Source organism: Roseobacter sp. CCS2 (assembly GCF_000169435.1).
Lineage (GTDB): Bacteria > Pseudomonadota > Alphaproteobacteria > Rhodobacterales > Rhodobacteraceae > Yoonia.
This window is the reverse complement of sequence record NZ_AAYB01000001.1, coordinates 623050-646837: the sequence shown is the minus strand read 5'-3', so window position 1 is coordinate 646837 and position 23788 is coordinate 623050. Positions and strand designations below refer to the sequence as shown.

At 56.2% G+C, this 23788-nt stretch carries 27 protein-coding genes; 22 read left to right on the top strand and 5 right to left on the bottom strand.

Features of this window, described 5'->3' with window-relative positions:
* The first annotated feature begins 128 nt into the window (after positions 1-128).
* On the top strand, positions 129-446 hold the full coding sequence (locus tag RCCS2_RS03300) for a hypothetical protein (RefSeq protein WP_332249290.1): 318 nt from the start codon (positions 129-131) through the stop codon (positions 444-446).
* Here the strand turns inward: RCCS2_RS03300 and RCCS2_RS03295 are convergent.
* Entirely contained in the window at positions 400-1377 is a 978-nt protein-coding gene (locus tag RCCS2_RS03295; protein WP_008231282.1) for a glutathione S-transferase family protein, read from the bottom strand. The genes RCCS2_RS03300 and RCCS2_RS03295 overlap by 47 nt on opposite strands.
* A gap of 314 nt (positions 1378-1691) precedes the next feature.
* Here RCCS2_RS03295 and RCCS2_RS03290 point away from each other — a divergent pair, with 314 nt between their 5' ends.
* The 8 genes from RCCS2_RS03290 (at position 1692) to RCCS2_RS03255 (ending at position 8765) form a co-directional block, all read left to right on the top strand.
* Entirely contained in the window at positions 1692-1907 is a 216-nt protein-coding gene (locus RCCS2_RS03290; protein WP_037293133.1) for a DUF6732 family protein, read from the top strand.
* Positions 1904-3100, top strand: coding sequence for a sirohydrochlorin chelatase (locus tag RCCS2_RS03285; RefSeq protein ID WP_008231280.1), 1197 nt, complete (start codon positions 1904-1906; stop codon positions 3098-3100). The genes RCCS2_RS03290 and RCCS2_RS03285 overlap by 4 nt, the downstream gene beginning before the upstream one ends.
* Positions 3101-3166: 66 nt before the next feature.
* Entirely contained in the window at positions 3167-3802 is a 636-nt protein-coding gene (locus RCCS2_RS03280; protein WP_008231279.1) for a precorrin-8X methylmutase, read from the top strand.
* A gap of 62 nt (positions 3803-3864) precedes the next feature.
* The gene (locus RCCS2_RS03275) at positions 3865-5067 is read left to right on the top strand and encodes a bifunctional cobalt-precorrin-7 (C(5))-methyltransferase/cobalt-precorrin-6B (C(15))-methyltransferase (protein WP_008231278.1); all 1203 of its coding nucleotides are present in this window, start codon (positions 3865-3867) and stop codon (positions 5065-5067) included.
* Positions 5064-5765, top strand: coding sequence for a precorrin-2 C(20)-methyltransferase (gene cobI / locus RCCS2_RS03270; RefSeq protein WP_037293130.1), 702 nt, complete (start codon positions 5064-5066; stop codon positions 5763-5765). Before RCCS2_RS03275 ends, cobI begins: the two co-directional genes overlap by 4 nt.
* Entirely contained in the window at positions 5756-7564 is a 1809-nt protein-coding gene (gene cobJ / locus RCCS2_RS03265) for a precorrin-3B C(17)-methyltransferase (protein ID WP_037293128.1), read from the top strand. The genes cobI and cobJ overlap by 10 nt, the downstream gene beginning before the upstream one ends.
* On the top strand, positions 7561-8328 hold the full coding sequence (gene cobM / locus RCCS2_RS03260) for a precorrin-4 C(11)-methyltransferase (RefSeq protein WP_008231275.1): 768 nt from the start codon (positions 7561-7563) through the stop codon (positions 8326-8328). Before cobJ ends, cobM begins: the two co-directional genes overlap by 4 nt.
* A gap of 89 nt (positions 8329-8417) precedes the next feature.
* On the top strand, positions 8418-8765 hold the full coding sequence (locus RCCS2_RS03255; RefSeq protein ID WP_008231274.1) for a hypothetical protein: 348 nt from the start codon (positions 8418-8420) through the stop codon (positions 8763-8765).
* A 1-nt stretch (position 8766) separates the two neighbouring features.
* Here RCCS2_RS03255 and RCCS2_RS03250 read toward each other — a convergent pair whose 3' ends face one another.
* Genes RCCS2_RS03250 through RCCS2_RS03240 form a run of 3 tightly spaced genes read right to left on the bottom strand, consistent with a single transcriptional unit; the run spans position 8767 to position 10603 of the window.
* Positions 8767-9936: a MalY/PatB family protein gene (locus RCCS2_RS03250; protein ID WP_008231272.1), complete on the bottom strand. Its 1170-nt coding sequence runs from the start codon at positions 9934-9936 to the stop codon at positions 8767-8769.
* Between the two features lie 56 nt (positions 9937-9992).
* A complete protein-coding gene (locus tag RCCS2_RS03245) occupies positions 9993-10199 on the bottom strand; it encodes a helix-turn-helix transcriptional regulator (protein WP_008231271.1) in 207 nt (68 codons plus the stop codon).
* Positions 10196-10603 carry a hypothetical protein gene (locus tag RCCS2_RS03240; RefSeq protein ID WP_008231269.1) on the bottom strand — a complete coding sequence of 136 codons (408 nt, stop codon included), beginning with the start codon at positions 10601-10603 and terminating at the stop codon, positions 10196-10198. The genes RCCS2_RS03245 and RCCS2_RS03240 overlap by 4 nt, the downstream gene beginning before the upstream one ends.
* Before the next feature lie 117 nt (positions 10604-10720).
* Here RCCS2_RS03240 and def (RCCS2_RS03235) point away from each other — a divergent pair, with 117 nt between their 5' ends.
* The 13 genes from def (RCCS2_RS03235) to RCCS2_RS03175 all read left to right on the top strand — a co-directional run bounded on the left by def (RCCS2_RS03235) (position 10721) and on the right by RCCS2_RS03175 (position 21395).
* Entirely contained in the window at positions 10721-11242 is a 522-nt protein-coding gene (gene def, locus RCCS2_RS03235) for a peptide deformylase (RefSeq protein WP_008231268.1), read from the top strand.
* 3 nt (positions 11243-11245) lie between these two features.
* On the top strand, positions 11246-11707 hold the full coding sequence (def, locus tag RCCS2_RS03230; protein ID WP_008231267.1) for a peptide deformylase: 462 nt from the start codon (positions 11246-11248) through the stop codon (positions 11705-11707).
* On the top strand, positions 11704-12204 hold the full coding sequence (gene def / locus RCCS2_RS03225) for a peptide deformylase (RefSeq protein WP_008231266.1): 501 nt from the start codon (positions 11704-11706) through the stop codon (positions 12202-12204). The genes def (RCCS2_RS03230) and def (RCCS2_RS03225) overlap by 4 nt, the downstream gene beginning before the upstream one ends.
* Before the next feature lie 52 nt (positions 12205-12256).
* Complete coding sequence (fmt, locus tag RCCS2_RS03220) at positions 12257-13156, top strand: methionyl-tRNA formyltransferase (protein ID WP_037293126.1); 900 nt, start codon at positions 12257-12259, stop codon at positions 13154-13156.
* Positions 13157-13293: 137 nt separating this feature from the next.
* On the top strand, positions 13294-14088 hold the full coding sequence (locus RCCS2_RS03215) for a L,D-transpeptidase (protein ID WP_037293124.1): 795 nt from the start codon (positions 13294-13296) through the stop codon (positions 14086-14088).
* 130 nt (positions 14089-14218) lie between these two features.
* Complete coding sequence (locus tag RCCS2_RS03210) at positions 14219-15301, top strand: hypothetical protein (RefSeq protein ID WP_008231263.1); 1083 nt, start codon at positions 14219-14221, stop codon at positions 15299-15301.
* Positions 15302-15390: 89 nt separating this feature from the next.
* On the top strand, positions 15391-15540 hold the full coding sequence (locus RCCS2_RS18275) for a hypothetical protein (RefSeq protein ID WP_156788408.1): 150 nt from the start codon (positions 15391-15393) through the stop codon (positions 15538-15540).
* Positions 15533-16648, top strand: a complete 1116-nt coding sequence (locus RCCS2_RS03200; protein WP_008231255.1) for a hypothetical protein — start codon at positions 15533-15535, stop codon at positions 16646-16648. Before RCCS2_RS18275 ends, RCCS2_RS03200 begins: the two co-directional genes overlap by 8 nt.
* A gap of 121 nt (positions 16649-16769) precedes the next feature.
* Positions 16770-18716 carry an AAA family ATPase gene (locus tag RCCS2_RS03195; protein ID WP_008231253.1) on the top strand — a complete coding sequence of 649 codons (1947 nt, stop codon included), beginning with the start codon at positions 16770-16772 and terminating at the stop codon, positions 18714-18716.
* The gene (locus tag RCCS2_RS03190; protein ID WP_008231252.1) at positions 18713-19057 is read left to right on the top strand and encodes a hypothetical protein; all 345 of its coding nucleotides are present in this window, start codon (positions 18713-18715) and stop codon (positions 19055-19057) included. Before RCCS2_RS03195 ends, RCCS2_RS03190 begins: the two co-directional genes overlap by 4 nt.
* A gap of 1 nt (position 19058) precedes the next feature.
* On the top strand, positions 19059-20411 hold the full coding sequence (locus RCCS2_RS03185; RefSeq protein WP_008231251.1) for a DUF6638 family protein: 1353 nt from the start codon (positions 19059-19061) through the stop codon (positions 20409-20411).
* Positions 20411-20686, top strand: a complete 276-nt coding sequence (locus RCCS2_RS03180) for a hypothetical protein (protein WP_008231250.1) — start codon at positions 20411-20413, stop codon at positions 20684-20686. The genes RCCS2_RS03185 and RCCS2_RS03180 overlap by 1 nt, the downstream gene beginning before the upstream one ends.
* A gap of 10 nt (positions 20687-20696) precedes the next feature.
* A complete protein-coding gene (locus tag RCCS2_RS03175; RefSeq protein ID WP_008231249.1) occupies positions 20697-21395 on the top strand; it encodes a DUF1523 family protein in 699 nt (232 codons plus the stop codon).
* 71 nt (positions 21396-21466) lie between these two features.
* On the opposite strand, the gene RCCS2_RS03170 is transcribed toward RCCS2_RS03175, so the two are convergent.
* Positions 21467-23785 (bottom strand): aldehyde dehydrogenase family protein, encoded by a 2319-nt coding sequence (locus RCCS2_RS03170; protein ID WP_008231248.1) that lies wholly within the window; start codon positions 23783-23785, stop codon positions 21467-21469.
* Between the last annotated feature and the right edge of the window lie 3 nt (positions 23786-23788).

Sequence of the window (23788 nt, the reverse complement as noted above, 5' to 3'; positions counted from 1 at the left end):
AATTCGTTTGCGGCGCTGTTTGTGGCGCCAGACCCGTGGGGGGATAGATGCGCGCGTTAATTGTTCATAGAAATACAGATTTGGGTGGCCTCTGGCAGCGTCACCTTTCCCGTCTTGATGTCGATGTGATGTTGGTCAACAGCGCTGCATCTGCCTTGGCAGCGCTTGAAAATGCGACCTTTGATGTCATCGTGCTGGACTTGGTGCTGGCCGAGGGCAGCGCCTTTGCGGTGGCGGATCTTGCACGGTTCCGCCAGCCTGACGCGAATGTTGTCTTTGTAACGGATACGACCTTCTTTTCAGACGGGTCAATCTTTAATCACGCGGCCAACGCCCGCGCATTGATTGAAACTGCAACACCGCCCAAAGACCTTGCTGCGATCGTGCATCACTATGGGATCAGTCACCCCGACCGTGCGGCGCATCATAGTCCAGTTCCGGGTTGATCGGGATAATTCTGTGCGGATTAATGGTTTCGTGACTGTAGTGATAGTGGCGCACAATATGGTGCATGTTCACCGTCGCGGCGATCCCCGGCATTTGGTAGAGTTCGCGCATGTAGCCTGACAGGTTTGGATAGTCGGCGATGCGTTTGCGGTTGCATTTGAAATGTAGGTGATAAACGGGGTCAAAACGCACAAGCGTGGTCCAAAGCCGCCAGTCTGCCTCGGTTAGTCGGTCGCCCATAAGGTAACGGTTCGTATTCAGCCGGTCTTCCAGCCAGTCCAGTGTGTCAAACAGGGCATGGACGGATTTATCGTATGCTTCTTGTGATGTCGCAAAACCGGATTTGTAGACGCCGTTGTTCAACGTATCGTAAATACGGTCGTTCACCGGCGCGATGTCGTCGCGCAATTCTTCGGGCCAATAGTCTTTGGTATTTCCCGTAATCGCGTCGAAGGCTGTGTTGAACATCCGAATAATCTCTGAGCTTTCGTTTGATACGATGGTGTCACGTTCCTTGTCCCACAGGATTGGCACTGTCACCCGACCGTTCATATCCGGCAGCGCCTTGGTGTAGATATCGCGGGCAAAGGGTAGCCCGAAAAGCGTATCGCCCGTTGCACCATGCGCGTCCGTTTCGAAAGTCCAGCCATCGGACAACATGTCCGGGTGAACCGCTGAAATGCTGATGTGATCGGTCAGGTCTTTAAGCTGCCGAAAGACCAACGCGCGATGCGCCCACGGGCAGGCATACGACACATAAAGATGATAGCGTCCGCTTTCGGCCTTGAAACCATCGGTCCCGGATGGCCCTGCCGCCCCATCTGCCGTGATCCAGTTGCGAAATTGCGCGTCTTTGCGCACGAATGCTCCGCCTGTCTTTTTGGTGTCGTACCAAACATCATGCCATACGCCGTCAACCAATTGGCCCATCTGTATCATCCCTTTATTGCATTAAGGTTGAGGTAGCGCCTTAGCATCCGCGAACAAACCGGCATAAGGGCGCATCGTCGGTGCGTTCATGCACAATACCCCAAAGCGTGATGTTGCCGCCCCTTGCCGCATTTGGGTCGCTTAAGCGTTTGCTCTACGCAGCCCTGCCGCCTATACCTGTTGCAGACGAAGCCAATGCAATGGCCAGAGAGGTTGGAGAGCGCACGGTTGACCCAAAACGGGGACAGTGCATCTCATCGTCGAAAACCCGGTAAACGGGCTCTCTGGCAGTGCGACAACAAGGGGGAACACCCATGCGGGAGTTGCTAACAGTTTTGCTTATCTGTACCGGGTCATCGGTCATGGCCCACCCCGGTCACTTGGCCGATGTAGCCGGTCACGACCATTGGGCCGCAGGCATTGCGATTGGCCTGGCCGGGCTGGCCGCAATCTGGGGTGCCATGAAGGGCAAGAAAGAAAGAGAAGCCGAAGCTAACAGCGAAGAAGAGCTGGAAGAGGAAACCGCATGAAAACCGGTGTCATGATTTGCGGTCACGGGTCGCGCAGCCAGTCTGCTGTTGATGAATTCGCGACCTTGGCGGACAAACTACCGGCCTATCTGCCCGATGACTGGATGACCGACTATGGGTATCTGGAATTTGCGAACCCCGTGATCCGTGACGGTCTGGACAAACTGCGCGAGGCGGGATGCGAACGCATTCTGGCGGTTCCCGGTATGCTATTTGCGGCAATGCATGCCAAGAATGATATTCCGACGGTGCTGAATACCTATGCCGCCAAACACGGCATGACGGTGCAATATGGCCGCGAATTGGGTGTGGATCCCAAGATGATCGCTGCCGCCGCTGGCCGCATTCAGGACGCAGTTGATCAGGCCAATGCCGATCACGGCGACATGCCCCTGACTGAAACCTGTCTTGTTGTGATCGGGCGCGGCGCGTCCGACCCGGATGCCAATGGCAACGTGGCCAAGATTGCAAGGATGCTGCAAGAGGGCATGGGCTTTGGCTGGTGCGAGGTGGGCTATTCTGGTGTAACTTTCCCCTTGGTCGAACCCTGTCTGCAACATGTGGCGCGCTTGCCTTACAAGCGGGTCATTGTGTTTCCGTATTTCCTGTTCTCGGGCATTCTGATCGACCGCATCTATGGTTACACTGATCAGGTCGCGGCCGAACACAGCGATATGCAATTCATCAAAGCTGGCTATCTGGGCGACCACCCAAAGGTGCTGGAAACCTTTGCCGAACGGATCATGGAACAGGTCAGCGATACACCACCGCCCAACTGTGGCATTTGTGGTTACCGCAGTCAGGTGCTGGCACTGGAAGAAGGCGCACATCACCACATCAGCGCTGAGGACCGCGCACACCCCGCCTTTGGGGCTGTTCCGCCGCCAACATGTGTTTTGTGTAAGTACCGCACCGCCGTACTGGGCTTTGAAGGCGAAGTGGGTGCCGTGCAGGAAAGCCATCACCACCACGTCGAAGGGCAAGGTGCCAACGCACCCGGGTCCAATGTGGCTGACTGTATGCTTTGTGATACGTTCTGCACTGGGATGTGTCGGTTGCAGGCCGCTGATCATCACCATCATCATCACCATGGGCATGATCATCATCACGACCATGACCATCATCATGCGCCATACCCGCATGCCAAACACCCCCATGGGCCTGAAAGCGCGCGGAAAACCAAAGTCCGCTAATCATCTTGCCCGCTGAACGCCTACCAAAGGCTCTGGCGGGTGCTATAACAAACAAAGGCCTGCCTCTTGCGTCCCTACCAAACAGACCCTTCTGCAATTTACGCGCAAAGTTTTGCGACGGTGCGCGCGGAAGCGCGGTTGGAGCGCTTTGCCCCGGCAATGCAGCCGATGATCACGCGGTTGATCCACGCTTGCGGTATGGTTGAAATCGCAGACCGTTTGGCTTTTTCGGAAGACGCCGCATCAGCAGGGCACAATGCATTGCAGGCGGGTGCGCCGGTCCTGTGTGATTGCGAAATGGTCGGTGCCGGGATTATTCGCCGCTATTTGCCTGCAAAGAACGAGGTAATCGTTACATTAAACGATCCGACAGTGCCTGCGCGTGCAACTGATATTGGAAATACGCGGTCTGCGGCGGCAGTAGAACTTTGGGAAAACCACATCGAAGGGGCCATCGTCGCCATTGGCAATGCACCTACGGCGCTTTTTCATCTGCTTGAGCTGCTTGATGCCGGGTGGCCAAAGCCTGCGGTCATTCTTGGATTTCCCGTCGGTTTCGTTGGGGCCGCCGAAAGCAAGGCTGAATTGGCCGCACGTCCGCGGGGGTGCGATTTCGTGGCCTTGCGCGGGCGGCGTGGTGGATCGGCGATGGCCTCAGCGGCGGTGAATGCTTTGGCGGCGGGATTGCCAGAAGATGCGTGATCAAACGCTTTTCATGCCCTTCGGGCATTCTGCGCGAAGCCCCCGACAGGGGGTGACAAGCAATGGCTGATCCCTGGCTGCATATTGTCGGCATTGGCGAAGACGGTATGGATGGTCTTGTCCCCGCCACGCGCGCGGTGGTCGAGGCCGCAGAGATCATCATCGGTGGTGAGCGTCATCATACGCTGACTGAAAATCTGACGGCCGCACGCCTTGCCTGGCCGCACCCGTTTGATGCGCTGATTTCGACGATTGAAGACTTGCGCGGCAAGCGCGTCGTTATTCTGGCAACGGGCGATCCTTTATGGTTTTCCGTCGGTGCCCGTATTGGTCGCGCGATTGACCCGTCCGAGATTATTTATCATCCGCAACTATCGGCATTCCAACTAGCCGCGGCCCGCATGGGCTGGTCGCTGCCTGATGTGGAAACGCTGACCGTTCATGGTCGCCCGGTGGAACAGATGATTGCGTTCATTCAGCCGGATGCGCAATTACTGGTTCTGACGACCGGTGCCGAAACACCCGCGCAGATCGCGGCCTTCCTGACCGCGCGTGGTTTTGGCAAATCAAAGATGACCGTCTTGGCCGCGATGGGCGGCAAGGACGAAGCCCGTTTCGATGGATTGGCCGAGGATTGGGATCATACGGTGCCGGCTTTCAACACTTTGGCGGTGCATTGCGTTGCGGCCCCTGACGCGGCATTGCTGCCACGCGTGCCGGGTCTGGCGGATGATTTGTTTCAATCTGACGGTACAATGACCAAACAGGAAGTGCGCGCCGCTACCGTCGCCAAACTGATGCCGATGCGCGGTGCATTGCTTTGGGACATTGGCTGCGGCTGTGGATCGGTCGCCATCGAATGGATGCGTGCGGCCCGCTATGCCCGCGCTGTGGGGATTGAGCCGCGCGCGGATCGCCGTGCGATGGCCGCTGCGAACGCATTGGCGCTGGGTGTGCCGAAACTGGTCATCATCGAAGGATCGGTGCCAGACGCGCTCGATGGGCTGGACGCACCCGATGCGATCTTCATCGGGGGAGGGCTGAGCCGCGAAACTTTTGACGCTGCATGGGCTGCGTTGCGCCCTTTGGGCCGATTGGTGGCTAACGCGGTGACATTGGAAAGCGAGGCCGCATTGATCGACCTGCACAAGACCCATGGCGGTAATCTGGTGAAGCTATCGGTTCACAGGGCGGAACCTGTTGGGCGTCTGACAGGTTGGCGCCCGCTGATGCCTGTGACGCAGTGGAGCCTGGTGAAGCGATGACGGGTGTTCTTTATGGTGTTGGTCTGGGCCCCGGGGCACCTGATCTGATGACGCTGCGTGCAGCACGCCTGATCAAAGGGGCTGCGGTTGTGGCCTACCCCACGCTGGCCGGTGCAGATAGTTTTGCGCGATCCATTGCCGCTGATCTGATCGCGCCGGGGGTGCGGGAGATTGTGATGGATGTGCCCATGTCGGTGGAACGCGCCCCGGCACAGGCTGCCTATGACAAAGGGGCGATTGAAATTGCAGCAGCTTTAGATGCCGGTCAGAACGTGGTGTGCCTTTGCGAAGGTGATCCCTTCTTTTATGGCTCTTTCATGTATCTGTTCGCGCGGTTGTCCGAAACTTACCAAACCGAAGTTGTCCCGGGTGTGACATCTGTCACGGCCTGTGCCGCTGCCGCCTGTATGCCGCTTGCTGCCCGCAATGAACGGTTGACCGTGCTGCCGGGGCCATTGCCCGAAGATGAATTGCGTGCGCGGATCGAAGGCGCTGAAAGCGTTGTCATCATGAAAGTAGGGCGCCATCTGGCCAAGATCCGTGGCGTGATTGACGCCCTTGGGCTGACTGCGGATGCCATGTATGTCGCGCGTGCAACGCTGGCGGAAGAGGTGGTGCTGCCGCTGGCAGATGCCCCTGAAAAGGCACCGTATTTTTCGATGATTTTGCTCACGAAAGGGGCTGATCCTTGGCTTTGAAACCCGTAGTATTGGCGCTCTCGCGCTCTGGTGAGGCGACCGCGCATCGTATAGCGGCGACCCTTGGTGCGCAGGTGCATGGGCGTGAAGGTCGCGTTGATCAGGCGGACGCGTTCTTTGCCAATGCATTGGATCACGCGCGTGATTTGTTTGCGGCAGGTGTACCGATTGTGGGGGTTTGCGCGTCTGGTATTCTGATCCGGGCCGTTGCCCCATTATTGGTGGATAAGACAACCGAACCGCCGGTGATTTCTGTGTCTGATGATGGCGCGGTGGTGGTCCCGCTTTTGGGGGGGCATCGCGGGGCAAACAAGCTTTCCGCGCAGATAGCGCAGGCTTTAGGCGCGGTTTCCGCAGTGACCACCGCAGGAGACGTGGCGCTGGGCATCGCATTGGACGAGCCGCCCAAAGGGTGGCGGCTGGTCAATCGGGATGACGCGAAAGCGGCGATGGCGGCCTTGCTGGCCGGAGAGGGCGCTGAGGTGATTGGCGCGGTACCTTGGTTGGCCAAGTTGCCAAAGGGTGATGCGGTGCGCCTGTCCTGCACGATGGATCGCCAGGACGATCTGGGTGATACACATTTGCAGTTTGCACCACAGCGCCTGACCTTGGGTGTTGGTTGCGCGCGCAATTGCCCTGCGGACGAACTGGCGACACTGGTCGCCGATGTCTTGGATGAAGCGGGTGTCGCGCCCGAAGCTGTACACTCGGTGAACACAATTTCGCTGAAGGCGGATGAGCCAGCGATCATTAATTTGGCTGCTGATTTGGGTGTGCCACTGCGCCTGTTTGAAGCTGACGTACTGGAAGCACAGACACCAAGGTTGCAGACCCCCTCTGACGTGGTTTTTGCTGAAGTGGGCGCCCATGGCGTGTCTGAGGCGGCAGCATTGGCGCAGGCCGGTGATGCGGGCGCATTTCTGGTGCCCAAACGCAAGACCGCCAATGCCACCTGCGCTTTGGTTGTAACACCTGAGCCATTGGTGGATTTCGCGGGTCGCGCGCGCGGGCGTTTGTCTGTTGTGGGTATCGGTCCGGGGCAGGCCGCGTGGCGGACGCCTGAGGTATCGCGCTTGGTGTCTGAGGCGGAAGAGCTGGTGGGCTATGGGCTTTATATTGATTTGCTGGGGCCATTGGCTGTGGGCAAAGCGCGGTCCGATTTTCCATTGGGCGGTGAAGAAGAACGGTGTCGCTATGCATTGGAGCAGGCAGGGCAGGGCAAAAACGTGGCTTTGGTCTGTTCAGGCGATGCAGGGATTTATGCAATGGCAGCTTTGGTGTTTGAACTGCTGGATCGCGGGCCAGATCAGATGGGTGTGACGGATGCGGCACGCCGGGTTGAAGTGGTGTGTTCGCCTGGGGTAAGTGCGTTGCAAGGGGCGGCGGCCCGGGCGGGTGCGCCTTTGGGTCATGATTTCTGTGCGATTTCACTATCGGATTTGTTGACCCCGCGAGAAGATATCGTGCAACGGTTAAAGGCAGCGGCGGAAGGGGATTTTGTGATCGCCTTTTACAATCCGGTGTCGATGCGACGTCGGACCTTGCTGGCGGAAGCGCGCGAAATTCTGTTGCAGCACCGTCCGCCGGATACGCCTGTGATGTTGGCCTCGTCCCTTGGACGCCCGGAGGAGCATGTGCGCTATCGCCGTTTGGATGAACTGGAAGTGGACGAGGTAGATATGTTGACGGTTGTATTAATTGGATCATCGCATTCGCGGTTGGCTGCCCTTGGTGAAGGGCCACGGATGTATACGCCGCGCGGGTATGCCCGCAAGATTGATGGGGATTTGGCGGGATGACCGTTTACTTTATTGGTGCGGGTCCCGGTGATCCTGAACTGCTGACGTTAAAGGCCGCGCGGATGATTGGGGCCTGTCCTGTGTGTCTTTATGCAGGATCATTGGTGCCAGCAGAGGTTGTTGCTTGTGCGCCAAAGGGGGCGTTGGTGATGGATACCGCACCGATGACGCTGGATGATACCCATGGTGAGATTTTAAAGGCCCACGCCAAGGGTCAGGACGTGGCACGCGTGCATTCTGGTGACCCGTCGCTTTACGGGGCGATTGCAGAACAGATCCGGCGGTTGAAAGCAGATGGTATTGATTATCAGATTATCCCCGGTGTGCCTGCCTATGCCGCTGCGGCGGCGGCGTTAGGGACCGAATTGACCGTGCCAGAGGTGGCGCAATCGATCATCCTGACCCGCATGTCGATGAAATCGACAGGGATGCCTGAAGGTGAGACGCTTGAAAATTTCGCACGCACCGGGGCCACTCTTGCGATCCATCTAGGTATTCGGGCGCTGCGCGAGATTGAGCGGCAGCTGGCCCCACACTATGGCGCGGACTGCCCAGTCGCTGTGATTTATCGTGTCGGGTGGCCAGATCAGATGATTATTCGGGGCACGTTAATGGATGTCCGCGAAAAGGTGCGGGCGGCAAAGATCACGCGCACTGCCTTGATCCTTGTTGGCCCGGCCTTGGCCGATTCGCACGGGTTTCCTGATAGCGCACTCTATGATGCGGCCAAACCGCATGTGCTGCGACCGCGTGTGAAGGCATAAAATTAAGCTGTTTCTGCACTGCGGCGGATTTTGTCATTTGAATTTTACCTATCTCGGGTCATCTTTCACATAGTCTGGAGGGGCTTGGTATGTATACGTTTTTGCCTGATGCTGTACGTCAGGGTTTAGAAGAAGCACGCAAAGCAGCGTTAAAGCGCAAGGATCGCCTGTCAGTTCATGATGGGGATGACACCTATCGCATTCGGCGGTTTTGGGATGGCGGCTTTGCGCTGGACCTTGATGGGTCAGATCGTCTGCGTGGTCATGTCGATATTTATGACGGTCCCAAGCACCTTTATACCTGCCTTGTCGTATCCTCGGTTGATGAGGATTTTGAGCGGGTGTTTGAGTTCAAATGGGCGACGCCTGTCGCAACAGAGCCTGCTGCCGATTTTGTGCGCCCCGATTTTGTGCCCGCGGGCCTGATCGGCCGCTAGCCTATTGTAAATCAGCGAAGGCGCTTTGCAGACGTGCAACCGCATCTTCGATCTGTGCCTTTGGCGCGCCGAGGTTGAACCTTAGGAAGCTATCACCGCCTTTGCCAAATGTTGGCCCATGGTTCGCGGCGATTTTCGCTTTGTCCTGCACGCGCGCTGTGAATTCGTCGCGCGACATACCTGTATTGGCGAAATCGACCCAAGCAAGATATGTGGCCTCTAGGTTCATGGACGCCAGGCCGGGGATGGCATTGACGCCTGCATCAAAGATTTGCCGGTTCTGGTCCAGATAGCCACGCAACTCATCAACCCATGCTGCCCCTTCCGGCGAATAGGCGGCAGTTGCCATGAACAGGCCAAAACTATTGGCCGACAGCCCAAGTGCTGCCATGCGTTTGCCAAAGCGTGCGCGCAGGTCGGGGTCTTCGATAATGACGTTACCGGAATGGCTGCCTGCGATGTTGAAGGTCTTGGTTGTCGCTGTCATCATCACCAGCCGGTCGGTGATGCCGTCGATATGCGCCATCGGGATGTGGGTCTGACCGGGCATGGTTAGATCGTGATGGATTTCGTCCGAAACAAGGATCAACTCATGCCGTTTGGCAAAGGCGGCGACGGCCTGTAGTTCGGCCTTGGTCCAGACGCGCCCGCCGGGGTTGTGAGGTGAGCAGAGGATAACCATCCGCTCGTGTCCCGTCATCTGCGCGTCGTAAGCGGTAAAGTCCATTTCATAGCGGCCATCGTTGTTGACCAGTTCACATTCCACGACCTGCCGGTCGGCGGCCTCAATCACGCGGGCGAAAGCGTGATAGACTGGGGTAAACAACACGATACCATCACCGGGGTTGGTAAAGGCGTCCACACACATCGCTGTGCCGTTGACCAGCCCGTGTGTCGTGAAAATCCATGCCGGATCAATCGCCCAGTTATGGCGGGTTTCCATCCACCATTGGATCGCGGCCTTGTATTTGCTGTCATCGCCAAAATAGCCATAGACCCCGTGATCAACCATATCCTGCACAGATTTCTGGATGCAGGGTGCTGCCGCAAATTCCATATCGGCCACCCACATTGAAATCCCTTCGTCCGGGCGGACGCCGTAAAGCGCTTCCATGCTGTCCCATTTGACGCAGTGGGTGTTCCGGCGGTCGGGGGCGTGGTCGAATGTCATGGCGTACTCCTGTCTTGGCCGGATCAAGCTAAGCAGCGGGGCGGTGAGTGCAAGCGCTATTGTGGCAGTGCGAACAGATCATGCACGCTGCAGCCCAACTGATCCGCAAGTGTCAGCGCAAGTGTTGTGGAGGGCGTGAAAACGCCGTTTTCGATGGTGTTGATAGTTTTACGCGAGACGCCAACCAGATCCGCCAGTTCCGCCTGGGTCAGCTTGGCCTGCGTGCGGTGCGCCCGCAGGTGCACAATCAGTTTTGTTGTCATTCGGCACGGCCACGTAGCACAGACACGACGTAGTGGGCGGGTGGCACCGCCCCCAGCACCGGCCCCAGCCAATAAAACGCAACCGCGGGGTCCATATGGCCTGTCACGCTAAGCCCCAGAAATGCAATAAAGACCCACAGCACAGCCCAAAACCCAAAGATCAGGCTATCGCGATGTGCGATGGTGTTTTGTTCATCCCAAGCGGCATCTGCGGCTTTGGGGTGACGCACGTGTAGTATGAATGACCACAGCGCATAGCCAAGTGCGACAGTGGCTATAACGCCTGCCCAGATCAGGCCTGATGGCCCTACTGAGAGCGACGCCATGATGATGGCGGTCAGTGTGGTTACGACAGTGGCGATGCTTCCAAAAAGGCGGGCGCGGCTGATGGGGTTTGCAGGCATGACGTCTCCTCTTTCTGATCGCGTAACCTGTAGGTTACATATTTGATCGGTTATGTAACGTCAAGGTTACACTATGGCTGAGTTGCAATTCCGCGATTTGCGGCCTAAATCAGCGGTATGGCTTTGCGAAACATCCTTATTCATCCTGACCCGCGTCTAAAGAAAGTGGCGACCCCTGTGCCGTCTGTGAATGATGATCTGCGTCGCTTGGCCGATGACATGCTTGAGACAATGTATGATGCCCCCGGTATTGGGCTGGCCGCCCCGCAGATCGCGGTGATGAACCGTATGTTGGTGATGGATTGCGCCAAGGAAGACGATGCAACACCAGAGCCTATGGTGCTGATCAATCCAGAGGTTGTCTGGACCTCGGAAGAGCAAAACGTTTATGAAGAGGGCTGCCTGTCGATCCCCGAGCAATACGCCGAAGTGGAACGCCCGACCGAGGTTGAGGTGACGTGGACCAACCTTGACGGTCAGGCCAAGCGCGAACGGTTTGATGGCCTATGGGCAACGTGTGTGCAGCATGAGATTGATCATTTGGATGGCAAACTTTTTATCGACTACCTCAAGCCGCTTAAACGCCAGATGATCACCCGTAAAATGCAAAAGCTGAAACGCGAAATGGCGCGGGGCTAAGGGTTGGCTGTTCGCCAGATCCGGTTTGAAGGTGATCCGGTTTTGCTGGAAACGGCAGCACCGGTTGAGGCGTTTGACGCTTCACTGGCGACCCTTGTTCGCGATATGTTTGAAACCATGTACGACGCACCCGGACGCGGCTTGGCCGCCCCGCAGGTCGGCGTCAGTCGCCGTGTGTTCGTGGTGGACACCACGTGGAAAGAGGCTGACCCCGCGCCGATGATTTTTGTGAACCCGCAAATTACTGCACATGCTGAGGAAGAGGCCTTGGGCACCGAGGCTTGCTTATCCATCCCTGACCAAAGCTTTGATGTCAGTCGTCCTGTTTGGGTTGCACTGAAGTGGCAGGATTTGGACGGCGCATGGCACGAAGGCCGCTTCACAGATGTAGATGCCGTTTGCATTTGCCACGAGTTTGATCACCTTGAGGGGCTTTTGATCACCCAAACAGGAACGTTGCAATGACGCACCGCCCCTTTGTTATGTGGCCACACCCCGCGTTGCGCACGGCGGCAACGCCAGTTGCCGTGATCACGGATGAGGTACGCGCAATCTGGGATGAGATGATCGTGGCGATGGATACCATGCCGGGTGTCGGGCTGGCGGCCCCGCAGCTGGGGGTCGAAATGGCGCTGGCGGTTATTGATGCTTCGGAAGAGCGCGGACAGGCGATCCGCATGGCGAACCCGACGATCCTGCACAGCAGCGTAGAGCCGCGCGTTCATGAGGAAGGGTCACCCAACTTGCCGGGTGTCTGGGCAAAGGTCACACGTCCACGTGCGGTAACCGTACGATTTCTGAATGCAGATGGTCAGTGGGACAGGCAGGATTTTGTCGGGCTTTGGGCGACATCAGTGCAGCACCAGATTGATCACCTGTCTGGAAAAATGTTCTTTGACCACCTGACACGGGTGAAGCGGGATATGTTGATTAAGAAATCGGCCAAGCTGCGACGCGGCTGATGCCGGAACTCTGCCAGCGGGCGTTTGAATAAATATAGAAAGTCGATAGGCCATGCGAATTATCTTTATGGGAACACCTGATTTTTCGGTCCCTGTTCTGGATGCGTTGGTCGATGCCGGGCACGAGGTTGCTGCGGTGTACTGCCAGCCGCCGCGCCCGGCCGGTCGCGGAAAGAAAGACCGACCGTCGCCTGTACAGTTGCGCGCCGAGGCGTTGGGGCTGCATGTCCGATATCCGGTATCGCTGAAGGGGGCGGCAGAACAAGCCGCGTTTCTGACGTTGGATGCTGATATCGCGGTGGTGGTTGCCTATGGTTTGATCCTGCCGCAAGCGATATTGGATGCGCCAAAGGCAGGGTGTTTGAATATTCACGCGTCTCTTTTGCCGCGCTGGCGCGGGGCGGCGCCTATTCATCGCGCGATTATGGCGGGTGATGCCGAAACCGGTGTTTGTATTATGCAGATGGAAGCAGGGCTGGACACCGGCCCGGTCTTATTGCGTGAGGCGACGGCGATTGGCGCTGAAGAAACGACGGGGCAACTGCATGACAGGCTTTCGCGAATGGGCGCGGATTTGATTGTGAAAGTACTGTCGCACCCAAGCTTGTATGCGCCTGTACCGCAGCCGGACCAAGGCGTGACCTATGCAGCCAAGATCGACAAATCCGAAGCGCGCATTGATTGGTCAAAATCAGCCGAAGACGTGAGCCGGTTAATCCGCGGCCTATCCCCGTTTCCCGGTGCATGGTGTGATGTGGCTGGTGAGCGTGTGAAGCTGCTTAGTGCCCGGATTGTAGATGGGGCGGGGCCACCGGGGCGGGTGATGTCCGGATTTACGATCGCATGTGGCAGAGGGGCTGTTGAGGTTACTCAAGCGCAGCGTGCCGGAAAGAAAGCCATGTCGGCAGATGAGGTTTTGAAAGGTCTGGCACTTGGTGCGGTTATTGATTGATGCGCATTGCACCCGGTACTGCGCGAATACCGTGAATGTTACGCTTTTGACAATATTCGCGAAAATCCGCCTGATCGCCGTTTTATCTGCCCCGGTCAGAGTGGTATGACCAGATTCGGATATTTCAAGGTAGCGCAATGTCGTCAGTTAAAAATCTCTCTCGCCGCTCGTTTACGGCAATGGCGTTGGCCAGCGCAGCCGCTGCCTGTGGACCCCGTGTGCCAATAACAGAAGTTGCGCCATCAGGCCCCATGTCTTTCGTCGAAGGGTATGGCCCGATTGAGGACGCAGGATACATTCTGCCGGGTATCCCATCAAAGTATCTGCAAGGCGTGAATCGCCGCAGATCAGGGATTTACAACGGCGAAGCGGGCCCAAACACCCTGGATGTCGATCCTTACGCCAAGTTTCTTTACCACGTCCGCGAAGACGGCACGACAACGCGTTATCCTGTCGGGGTGGGCCGCGCTGGCCGGTCGATCCGCGGGACCACGACCATGAAATTCATGCGCCAGTGGCCCGGTTGGACACCGACCCAGAATATGTTGCGCACCGAACCAGAGGTGTATGGCCCGTTTCGTGCAGGCATTCCCGGCGGTCTGCGCAGCCCATTGGGCGCGCGTGCGCTGTACCTGTTTAGGGGTAGCCGCGATACCCATTACCGTATTCATGGCACCAACGATTTGGAATCTATCGGTAATTCAGGATCTGCGGGCTGTATTCGCATGTTCAATCAGGACGTGATCCACCTTTACAATCAGATTGAAGCCCCGATGAAAGTGGTCATTCGATCACCCGAGGAGTCTATGCGCGTTGATCCCGAAAACTTTGATCGTGGGATTGAATTGCCGCCAAAAATCATCTCTGCAGAGGAATTGTTGGGGGATGATGCTGTTGCAAGAGATCGTCCGCCTGAATTAGACGGCGTATAACCCCTTTTCTTTATGATGATTGACGTTCAGACTTGCGTCTGAGACGGCGCGCTGTGGTGCGGGCGTATGTTGAAAATTACGACAACAGTGCTTACGTATCTGTTATCAAAGAAAAAATGAGGGATGATATATGGCGAATTTCGAGACACAGATTAAGGACAGCCAGGCGCAAGTCGCCGAGGCACAAAGCAAAATTTCAGAGCTGACCAGCCGGATTGAGATTGCGCGCACGAAAATGGCAGAAGGCACCGATATCTCTGTCGATATCGAAAATGCCAGTCTAGAGGATGTGCACGCCCATACCGAGTTGATGAATGCCAATATTGCTGAACTGATCATGGGTCTTGATGACGTCACATCCGCCTTTTCCAAAGATTTTGATGAGATGCGGTCGAAAACGGGCATGGAAAGCCTTATTGGGTTTTTCAGCAAGGGTAAGGCCGACAGCATGCGTCAAGAGCGTATGCGTACCGCGTCCATTGACGATAAATTGCAAGATCTGATCAGCAAATCCGACGTGATCATGCAGTTGTTGGAAGGCCAGTTGGCTGTCCTGAACGAGCAAAAGGTCAGCGTTGAGAAGAACCTTGGCGGCACGCTGGAAGAGCGTGAAGTGACCGTTGGTGAACTGGAAGCGCTGCGTGCGGAGATTCTTGGGATGGATCCCAAGATTATTGAGCTTGAGAACAAGATCTCGGTTGAACAGGACGCGGCTGCGCGCACTAAGCTGGAAACTGAATTGGCTGGGTTGAATGGCCAGTACAATGAGATGATCCAAAACGAGCAGGTGCAATTGGCGAAAAGCCAGACGCTTGAGCGCTATATCGAGAAAGGTAAAACCTGGATCGACAGTTTGCAGAACCAGGCGGCGACGCAGATGGTGCTGATCAACAAATTGCAGACAGATACCAAGCAGCGTGTTGTGTTGTATGATGCACTGTCGAAGTCCTTGAAGACCGCACAGCAGCAGGACGTGGCCCACCAGATCAACGAGATTGGTGTGAAGACCGACCAAGAGGCGCAATCGGCGATGGCGGCAATTGGGGCTGCGACGACATCACGGATGGCCGATATGATGGAAGCGCATGAAGATCACATGGTCTTCGCTCGCGAGGTGCTGGAGCAGAAGGCGAAAGCGGACGAACGCTTTGTGCGCCGGTTCCAAGAGATCGTGAAGAAGCATGATAGTAATCAGTATGGGGATCAGACCTGAAGCGGCGGGTGTACCATCGTCGTGATGCAATTCAATTGCTGGGAGTTATCCTATTGATTGCACTGATATTCACACGCATGCCAAGTGGTGTGGCGATCACAGTTTTTTTGATCACGCAAATGCTCGCAGCACTGGACGTTGTCTTGTTCATCGCTGGCCGCTTTTCACCGCGGATAACACTTCTTGGCATTCAGGTGCAAGAATGGCTTGGCCCACTGCCTTGGCATCGTCATGACTGACCTCCAAGCCGATCATATGAAGCTGGAAGATACTCGCGTCACGCGCCGGTATTTTGATAAGTTCGCCAAGATCACGGGCTATCTGACCAAGGTGGCCGCGACGATGGAAGCGGAGGGTCGCTTTGATCGCAAAGAGATCGAGGTGATGGCGCGCTATCTGATTGGCCTCAATTGGACGTTCACTGCGCTGGCGCACAAGTATCATTTTGCGGGGCGTTTTGCCCATGCGGGTAAGCTGACGTTTGATCGGCGTGAAAGTGGATTTCCCGTCTATCAAGAGCTTTTGGAGATGGCGAATGATGCGTTGCAAGCGGATCGCCACCTTGAGGCGCAGCCCAATGCAGGCGATCTGAAAGATCAGATGGTGCGGGTGATCCTGAGTGAGCAGGAAATCCCGACCAAGCTGCAATATGCGCTGTCGCAGCGGCTTTACTATGAAGAGCTTTCGCGCGGGGATCAGTTCTGGGCGCGTAATGATCCGCAGTGTTTGTGGCTGGGAAATGAAGGCGACCGGCGTCGGTTTCTGGTGCATTGGGCGGTCTACGACAGTCAGGTGAACCTGCCCACGATCTATCTGATGGAGTTGGAAGATACAGGGCGCACGGGGCTGCCCAAGGATGAGCACCGTTGGCCCGAAGCGCAGGCGCATTTGATGGCGCAGTCGCTTGCGCATCTCAAGTTACTGACGATTGCGAAGGGATTTGATGAGGATTTTGGGGATTTGCATCCGACGCGCCTGCGCCGATTTCATATCGGCCCGATGTATAGCAATGCGTTTACCCGCCAGACCGGGCCGTTGCGCGATGTGCTGCGTGAGGCGAATGCGCCAGCCGGTGAAGACTGGGCTTTGGTCTGGACGGAGGAAGAGTTGGTGTCGGAGCGCGTTGAGAATGTGAAATCGGGCTGGTTTGGATCAGTGGAGCGCCAGATCTTTGCGTTAGATCCCTTCGAGTGTGGTGGTGCAGAGACGGGTGCCAGCCGGATGGAGCGGTCATTGATTATGCCGGAACGCCCCTATCAGGCGTTGGCGGAGCGTAATCCGGCGGGCTTTCGGGATGTGCGCAAGTTTGTCGTCAGCGATAGCGGACGGGTATTGAGTTACAGATAGGGTGGGTGAAAACCCACCTTACGCGCCGCGCTGTTTTGCACTGATGGCAGATGCCGGTTTATTTTGACGTGATGGATGCCTCCGGCGGAGGTATTTGGAAACATGAGAAGAAGGATGCGGCATGAGCCAGTCAAGTGATCAAATGGAATTGCGCGAAGAGGATATCCGCAAACACTATATTCCTGCGGCTGAGATGTTGATGCATCTGGATCATAGCCCGCGCTTGGCCAAAGCACGCTTGTCGCTGGAGGCGCCGGAGAAATCGCCGGATGTCGCGGCGACCCGTCGCAGGTTCCGTTCCACGACACCAGGGTTGTTGTCGCGGACCTCAGCGCCTTCGGGTGGTGTGCGGCTGTTGGATCGCATTGCAGAGACGGATGATGATGATCCGCTGACCTCGCCTGCGCAGGCCGCTGTCGCCCATGCACTACGCCGTGCCTTGTCCATTGCTTTGACGGTGGCGGATGCGTTTTCCGATCAGACGGCTTTGACGGAGTTGAAGCGCATTAATCTGGAAGGGCGATTGCCGCAGGATCGGTCGGTTGAATTTACCGAGTATCTGACGGCTGAGTCCTTGGTGGCCCTGTACACCTTTGCCAATGCCACTTCGTTTCTATTGGCGACCCAAGCGGGTGAGCAGAGTGTTGATGTTGGCAGTGTGGATGAAGTTCTGACTGACAACGCCCCGCTGGCCTTGCACGGTGCGATTTGGGAGTTGGACCAGAAGCTGGGGCAGTTTGCCAAGGATGAGCCAACCCTGATTGCCACGATGCTGGCCTATGCTGAACAGTTGATGGCGAAGGTGTCATTGCGGGCGTCCACCGCGGGGCGGTTGGCGTCGTTTAATGCGTCGTCGTGGCGGGTGGAAGAAGATGATTTTGTCGTCCAAGGGTTTACGCCTGCCCGCAAGGCCAAGGGCAGTGCCCTGACAATGACCTTCAAAAAGCCCAATGAGGTCGTGGGCAACCACATTGCCAAATATCAGGCGATGAAACTGTCCAAGATGCTGATGGCCTATGACTTTGACCGCAAGCTGAACCCTTTTGCCGAATTGGGCGGGTTTATCTTTACGTTCATGGGGGATGGCGCGCCCGGTACGGGTAAGACCACCCTGATCCAGATGATGGCGGGTTTGGTGAATGAGTATTGTCAGACGGCGGGCTATCCGTTTCGCTATCAGAACCTTTCAACCGACAATATCGACAGCTATCAGGGTAAATCAGGTCAGAATGCCAAAGCGTTTATCAATAATGTACTTGATCCCGGTGTGATCGGGTTTGGGACGATTGATGACATTGATCAGCTGGCTGGCAAGCGCGGCGACAGGCAATCCTCTGCGGGTCAGCTCGAAATTACGGCGGTGCTGATGGAAAGCTTTGCGGGGGCTAACACGGTCGTGCGGGGCAATTGCACCTTTGGAATGTTCTCGAACTATCCAGAAAACGTGGACGATGCGCTGCGCCAACGGGCTGGTGCGCGGTTTCTGGTGGATGGGCCGCAGACGCGTGAGGATTATATCGACATCCTTTATCTGCTGATGGGTAAGAACCACGATATTCCCGTTGGTGCGCATGAGGTGTTTGATGCGCAAGAGATCAAAAAGGCCGTCACAGCCAGTTTTGAAAGCCACGCCCGACCGCATGAAGAAGGCCTTCAGAAGGTCTTTGAGCGGGTGCGTGGTGAGATTGGTGATCTTGATACGATTGCCAAGCTGGGTACATATTTGAAGGGCATTCAGGAGGCGGATCCGCGCTTTACCGGCCGTGCGATCAAGAACATCACCGATGCGGTGAAGGTCCGCGCGATGGATTTTGAACTGCCCGATGAGTGGATGGAAGAACCCGATCTGTTCCTGTTTAAGGATTATGACACCAAGAAGGGCATGATATCCGAACTGCGCCAGCCAATTACGGTTGAAATGGTGATCCAAGAAATCAACCGCTATGCCGACAGTGAATTCCGTTATGCTGATAAGTCTGACGAGGTCGCGATTGAAAATATGGTGCGTGATTTTGGCCGCCAAGAAATTGCCAAGAAGCGGTATCTGGAGGGGAAGGCTGGCTCGTGAGCACGCTTTTTTCAGATGCATTATTTCTGCCGGCGCTTGTGCTTGGACTTGTTTCTTTTGCAGTGCCGCGTGTTTTGGCGCGTGCCTTACCGGAAGGGGTGAAGCCCCTGATGCTGAATGCGTTTCTGTCGACTATCCTACTTTTCGTTCTGTCAGCGCTGTTTTTCTTTTGCCTCTACCTTTGGCAAGGGCTGAGTATCGCAGAAGTACTTGAACCGGGTGTGGTCACGAGTGTTGCACTGTTTGGACGGCTGGGCCTGATCGCCGCACTGATATGGGCGCCGATCATGGTATTATCTGTCGCAAGCTTGCCGCGCAAATGGGTAAAGGAAACGTGGTAGAATGCATCGGTTAATTGAAAAAGGGCTGATGTTTGGGAACCTGATCAGGGTGGATTCGCCGATCTTGGTAGAACGCTACAATCGTGCGCTTAATCACCTTACAGGCCTCAAAACAGAACAGGAAGTGTTCCATATTGATATTTCCGGATACTCACCTGAAATCGGGGATGAGTTGGAGGATGACCTTTACCTAAACCATAAAGGCGTCAATCGGCAGTTTATATTGTTGACGACCGAACAGGCGACAGCGCCTTTGCTCAACGCGAAATTTTCGACATCACGCAGCATCTTACGTCAATTTATCACAGAAAATCGGGCAGAGCTTTTTGCGCTGACGGCGCGTGATGCGGTTGCGGGTGAATTGGTGAATTCGGTCTATGTGGCGGATACGCCTGCAAAACTGTTCAATATTCGCAAGATCGCGATTGAGGCGGACACGACAAGTGGCACAGTTGCGACGGCCAAGAAACTGGGCGCAATGATTGATCGTTTCAAGACGGAACCGAATGGGTGGTACGACGATGTGCTGATCGCTGACATGATCGGGATGGCCAAGAAAACGGGCGATGTGGTGCGTAACCCGGTGGCCCTGCGGCAGATGACGTTCGGGCAAGAGAATTTCTGGACCGATCATTTTGGCGGAATGTATGTATTTCGCGGGGTGGCGCATCCGGCGGCGATTGTGGCGACACAGAAGGATGAGATTGGCGCACTGCCGATCCCCTTTGTTTTTGATTTTGATGACCGTTCGGCAATTGCGAAATTCCTGACGCTAAACGACCTGGTCGAACCGATCATGGAAGCGCGCGGCGTAGATTCGGCGGCGATTTTGCATCAGAAGATGGATTTCATCGTGGCCTCTGTCGCGGCTGAGATGAAAGAGGATTTGGCCGGTGCCACCCGTCGCGATCTGCGCCGGTTGGGGCGGCAATATGCGGATCAGTTGCCAGAGGCATGGCAGGGGTTAGCCGCACTGCTGCGTTGGGCCGAAGAGGACGGGCCCTGGCCTACCATCACGTCAGAGCATCCGGCCTATTTTTATACATTGCGCGCCAAGGCGCACCCGGATGCGGACCTTGTAAATATGTTGCTGGCAGAACTGACGCCGCTGGATATTCGTCAGCTATTCATTTGCCACAAAGAGGTATTCTACCGCAAATATGCCGACTGGTCCGACGAAAAGCGTGCTTATGTCGTTGATTTTCTTGACCGCGAGTACCAAGTCGATAAGGCAGGTACGCGCGAGGCGTTGTTCGGGCACGAGGACCCGATGACAGAAATACCACGGATCAGACAACCTGATTTGATCACGCGTGTCGGGCCGTGGGGTGCGGTGACAAGAGGAAGGCGCTGATGGGTTTTATCAAACTTGTGATTTTTGGGTTCATTGGTTTGACGGTTATTTATTTCTCCGTCTCGATTTATTCCCGTTCTGTCCGTAAAGAGCGGTTGGAAGATGAATACGAAGCCAATCACCCCGAAGATGGCACATCCGACGCCCGCGATGCCTTTGTGTCAGAGGGGTTGCAGTCCTATGATGCCTCTATCCGGCCTAAGCTGATTGGGCTGGTTTATGTTGTTCCGACCGTCGTGCTTGGGACGATCGTCTATATGATTAATGCGAACTGAAGGACGGCTCATGCGTAGGATCAAAATCATTTTCCGTGTTCTTGTCTTTTTGGTGCTGGGCAGTTTGCTGCACTACGCGTTGCCGCAGCATGATGTGGTTCGGGTGGTGAATACGTATCAGGAACGTCAGGACCTTAATGATTGGACACGGATTTTCTGGGCACGCCCGGACGATCAATCTGCAACATTGGTCAACCGCGATGTGCAGTTCATTCAGACGGTAAAAAAGCGGACTTGGGCCTTGGGCTTTATCCCGCGTGAAACGACCGAAGTGATGGTGTATCGCAATGAGGATACTGGCTGGGGCTGGCCGTTTTATTTCAAGTTTGACACCGCAAACCTGCAAACAGAAGCGGATGATTTGGTGTCAACGGCTGAGACCCCAAAATGGGCCGTGATGACCCATTACGGCTGGCGCAATGAATATGTCTCTGCCTTTCCCAATGCGATTGCGATCCGTCCCGTCGCGGGGCCACACGTCACGATTATTCCGTGGTTCAATATCTTTTTCTTCATTTTCCTGATGGCGGCGATCTTGTTCATTCGCGCGATGTGGCGGCAGTTTCGCGAACGGTCGGTTGATCCATTGCTGGATGCCGCAGGCCACCAGATTGACGAGGTGCAGGCGGATGTGGCCGAGCGTAAGGGGCGCATGTCCCGTTGGTTTGGGACGTGGCGGGACAAAAACAAAAACCGCCCCATCGACTGACCGTCATATGGGGGCGCTGCCCCCGCCTTCGGCTCCCCCGAGGTATTTGGGAACATGAGAAGGTGAAAGGTTTATTCGCCGTAAGGTATCCAGATGTTTTTTACTTCCGTGCTGGCTGCAAGATAGTCAGCAGTTGAAGGTGTGATAGCCATACCATTGTTCACCCATGTGCGCTTGAGGTTGCCTGCGCTGGCTTTTTCGATCGCGGCGCTGAGGTCAGTGCTGGAGAAAGACCAGACTGCCTCGATGTCGAGGTGTTTGGCCATCGTGGGTGCCAGCTCTGCATGGCTGCCGGTGATGATGTTGACGACGCCTGCTGGCACATCGGATGTTTCCAAGACCTGATAAAAGTCCGTTGCGGCAAGTGGGAAAGATTCGCTGGCCGTAAGGACCACGCGATTGCCCATCGCAATGGCGGGGGCCATGGCGTTGATAAGCCCGGCAAGTGGGGCTGCATCGTCGCACAGGATGCCGATGTTGCCGACAGGTTCTTTCATGGCGAGTGCGACACCGCGGATCGGGACGCCGTGTGCCTGACCGTCATATTTGTCAGCCCATGCGGCATAGGTAAATAGCGTGCGGATGGATGTTTCCACCTCATCCGCGCCGCTACGCCCGCCGGTCATCTGGTTAATGCGCGTTGCAAATTCGTCAGCGCGGGCGGACAGGTTTTCAGCAATATAATAGAGGATTTGTGCCCGCAGATGCCCGGTGGTTTTGGACCATCCTTTGGCGGCGTTACAGGCCTCGACCGCGTTGCGGATATCCTTGCGATTGGCGGTGGATGCGTGACCAAGCAGCTTGCCGCGGGGGCTGTAGACAGGCGTTGAATAGCCGCCGTCGGGCCGCGCCTGTTTGCCACCGATATACAGTTTCGCGGTGCGATCCAGCGGGTCGGCGGGGTGGCCGTCGTCGGTTGTGAAAGCGTCGATTTTCTTAAGCGGTTTGGCCGTGCCTTTGGGTTTGGTATAGCCAGCCAGCCCTTCCCAACCACCTTCGCGCCCGAACCCGCTTTCGCGCACGCCGCCGAAACCGGCGGCGGCGTCCATCATATTGGTGCCGTTCACCCAAACAATGCCGGACGCCAGTTTTGGGGCGATATTCAGCGCGAGGTTGATGTTTTCAGACCAGACAGAAGCGGCCAGCCCATAGCGGGTGTTGTTGGCGATTTCGACCGCTTCAGCAGGTGTGCGGAAGGTTGTCGCGGCCAAGACTGGGCCGAAGACTTCTTCCTGCATCAGTGTGGATGCTGGCGACAGGCCGGTGATCAGCGTTGGTGGATAAAAGCAGCCTTCGGGCGCTTTGATTTGATAGGTTTCGCCTTCGGTATTGGCGTTGACCATTTTGGTGATCTGATCCAGCTGAACCGGGTCCACGATGGCGCCCACGTCGATGCATTTGTCCAAAGGGTCGCCGATGCGCAGCCCATCCATGCGGGTTTTAAGTTTGGTGTAGAACCGATCTGCAATACCTTCTTGGACCAGCAGGCGCGACCCGGCGCAGCACACCTGGCCTTGGTTGAACCAGATCGCATCGACGAGGCCCTCAACCGCGCTGTCGATGTCTGCATCTTCGAACACAATGTAGGGGGATTTGCCGCCCAATTCGAGTGAAAGGGCCTTGCCCGATCCGGCCGTTGCTTCGCGGATTTTGCGGCCCACTTCGGTGGACCCGGTAAAGGCGATTTTGTCGACATCGGCGTCGACAAGCGCGGCACCTGTTTCGCCGTCGCCTGTGACGATATTGACGACACCGGGCGGCACGCCCGCTTCAGTGCAGATTTCGGCGAATATCATTGCTGAAAGCGATGTGTATTCGGCAGGTTTCAACACGACCGTGTTCCCCATTGCCAATGCGGGCGCGATTTTCCATGCCAGCATCAGCAAGGGGAAGTTCCACGGGATGATTTGGCCGCAGACACCCAAAGCTTCACGCTCTGGCAGTTCGGCTTTCATCAACTGGGCAAAGCCTGCGTGATGGTAGAAATGCCGGATTGCTAATGGCACGTCGATATCGCGGCTTTCGCGGATGGGTTTGCCGTTGTCGAGCGTCTCCATCACCGCCAGCAGGCGGCTGTGTTTCTGCATTAGCCGTGCGATCGCATAGAGGACACGGGCGCGTTTGTGGCCTGACTTGGCCCATGCGGGTTGGGCCTTGCGTGCGGCAGCGACGGCGGTTGCGATTTCGTCGGCGGTCCCTTTGGTCACCCCTGCCAGCTTTTCACCGGTGGCGGGATTGTTGGACGCGAAGTCATCGCGCAGCGGGCCCCATTTGCCGTTGATATAATGGCCCGCGATGCCGCCACGATCAGCCAGCCATTTCAGCGCCTCGGCGCTGCTTTCAGGGGCGGGGCCATAGTCCATGGTGTCGAAGATTTCTTTGATTGTCATGGC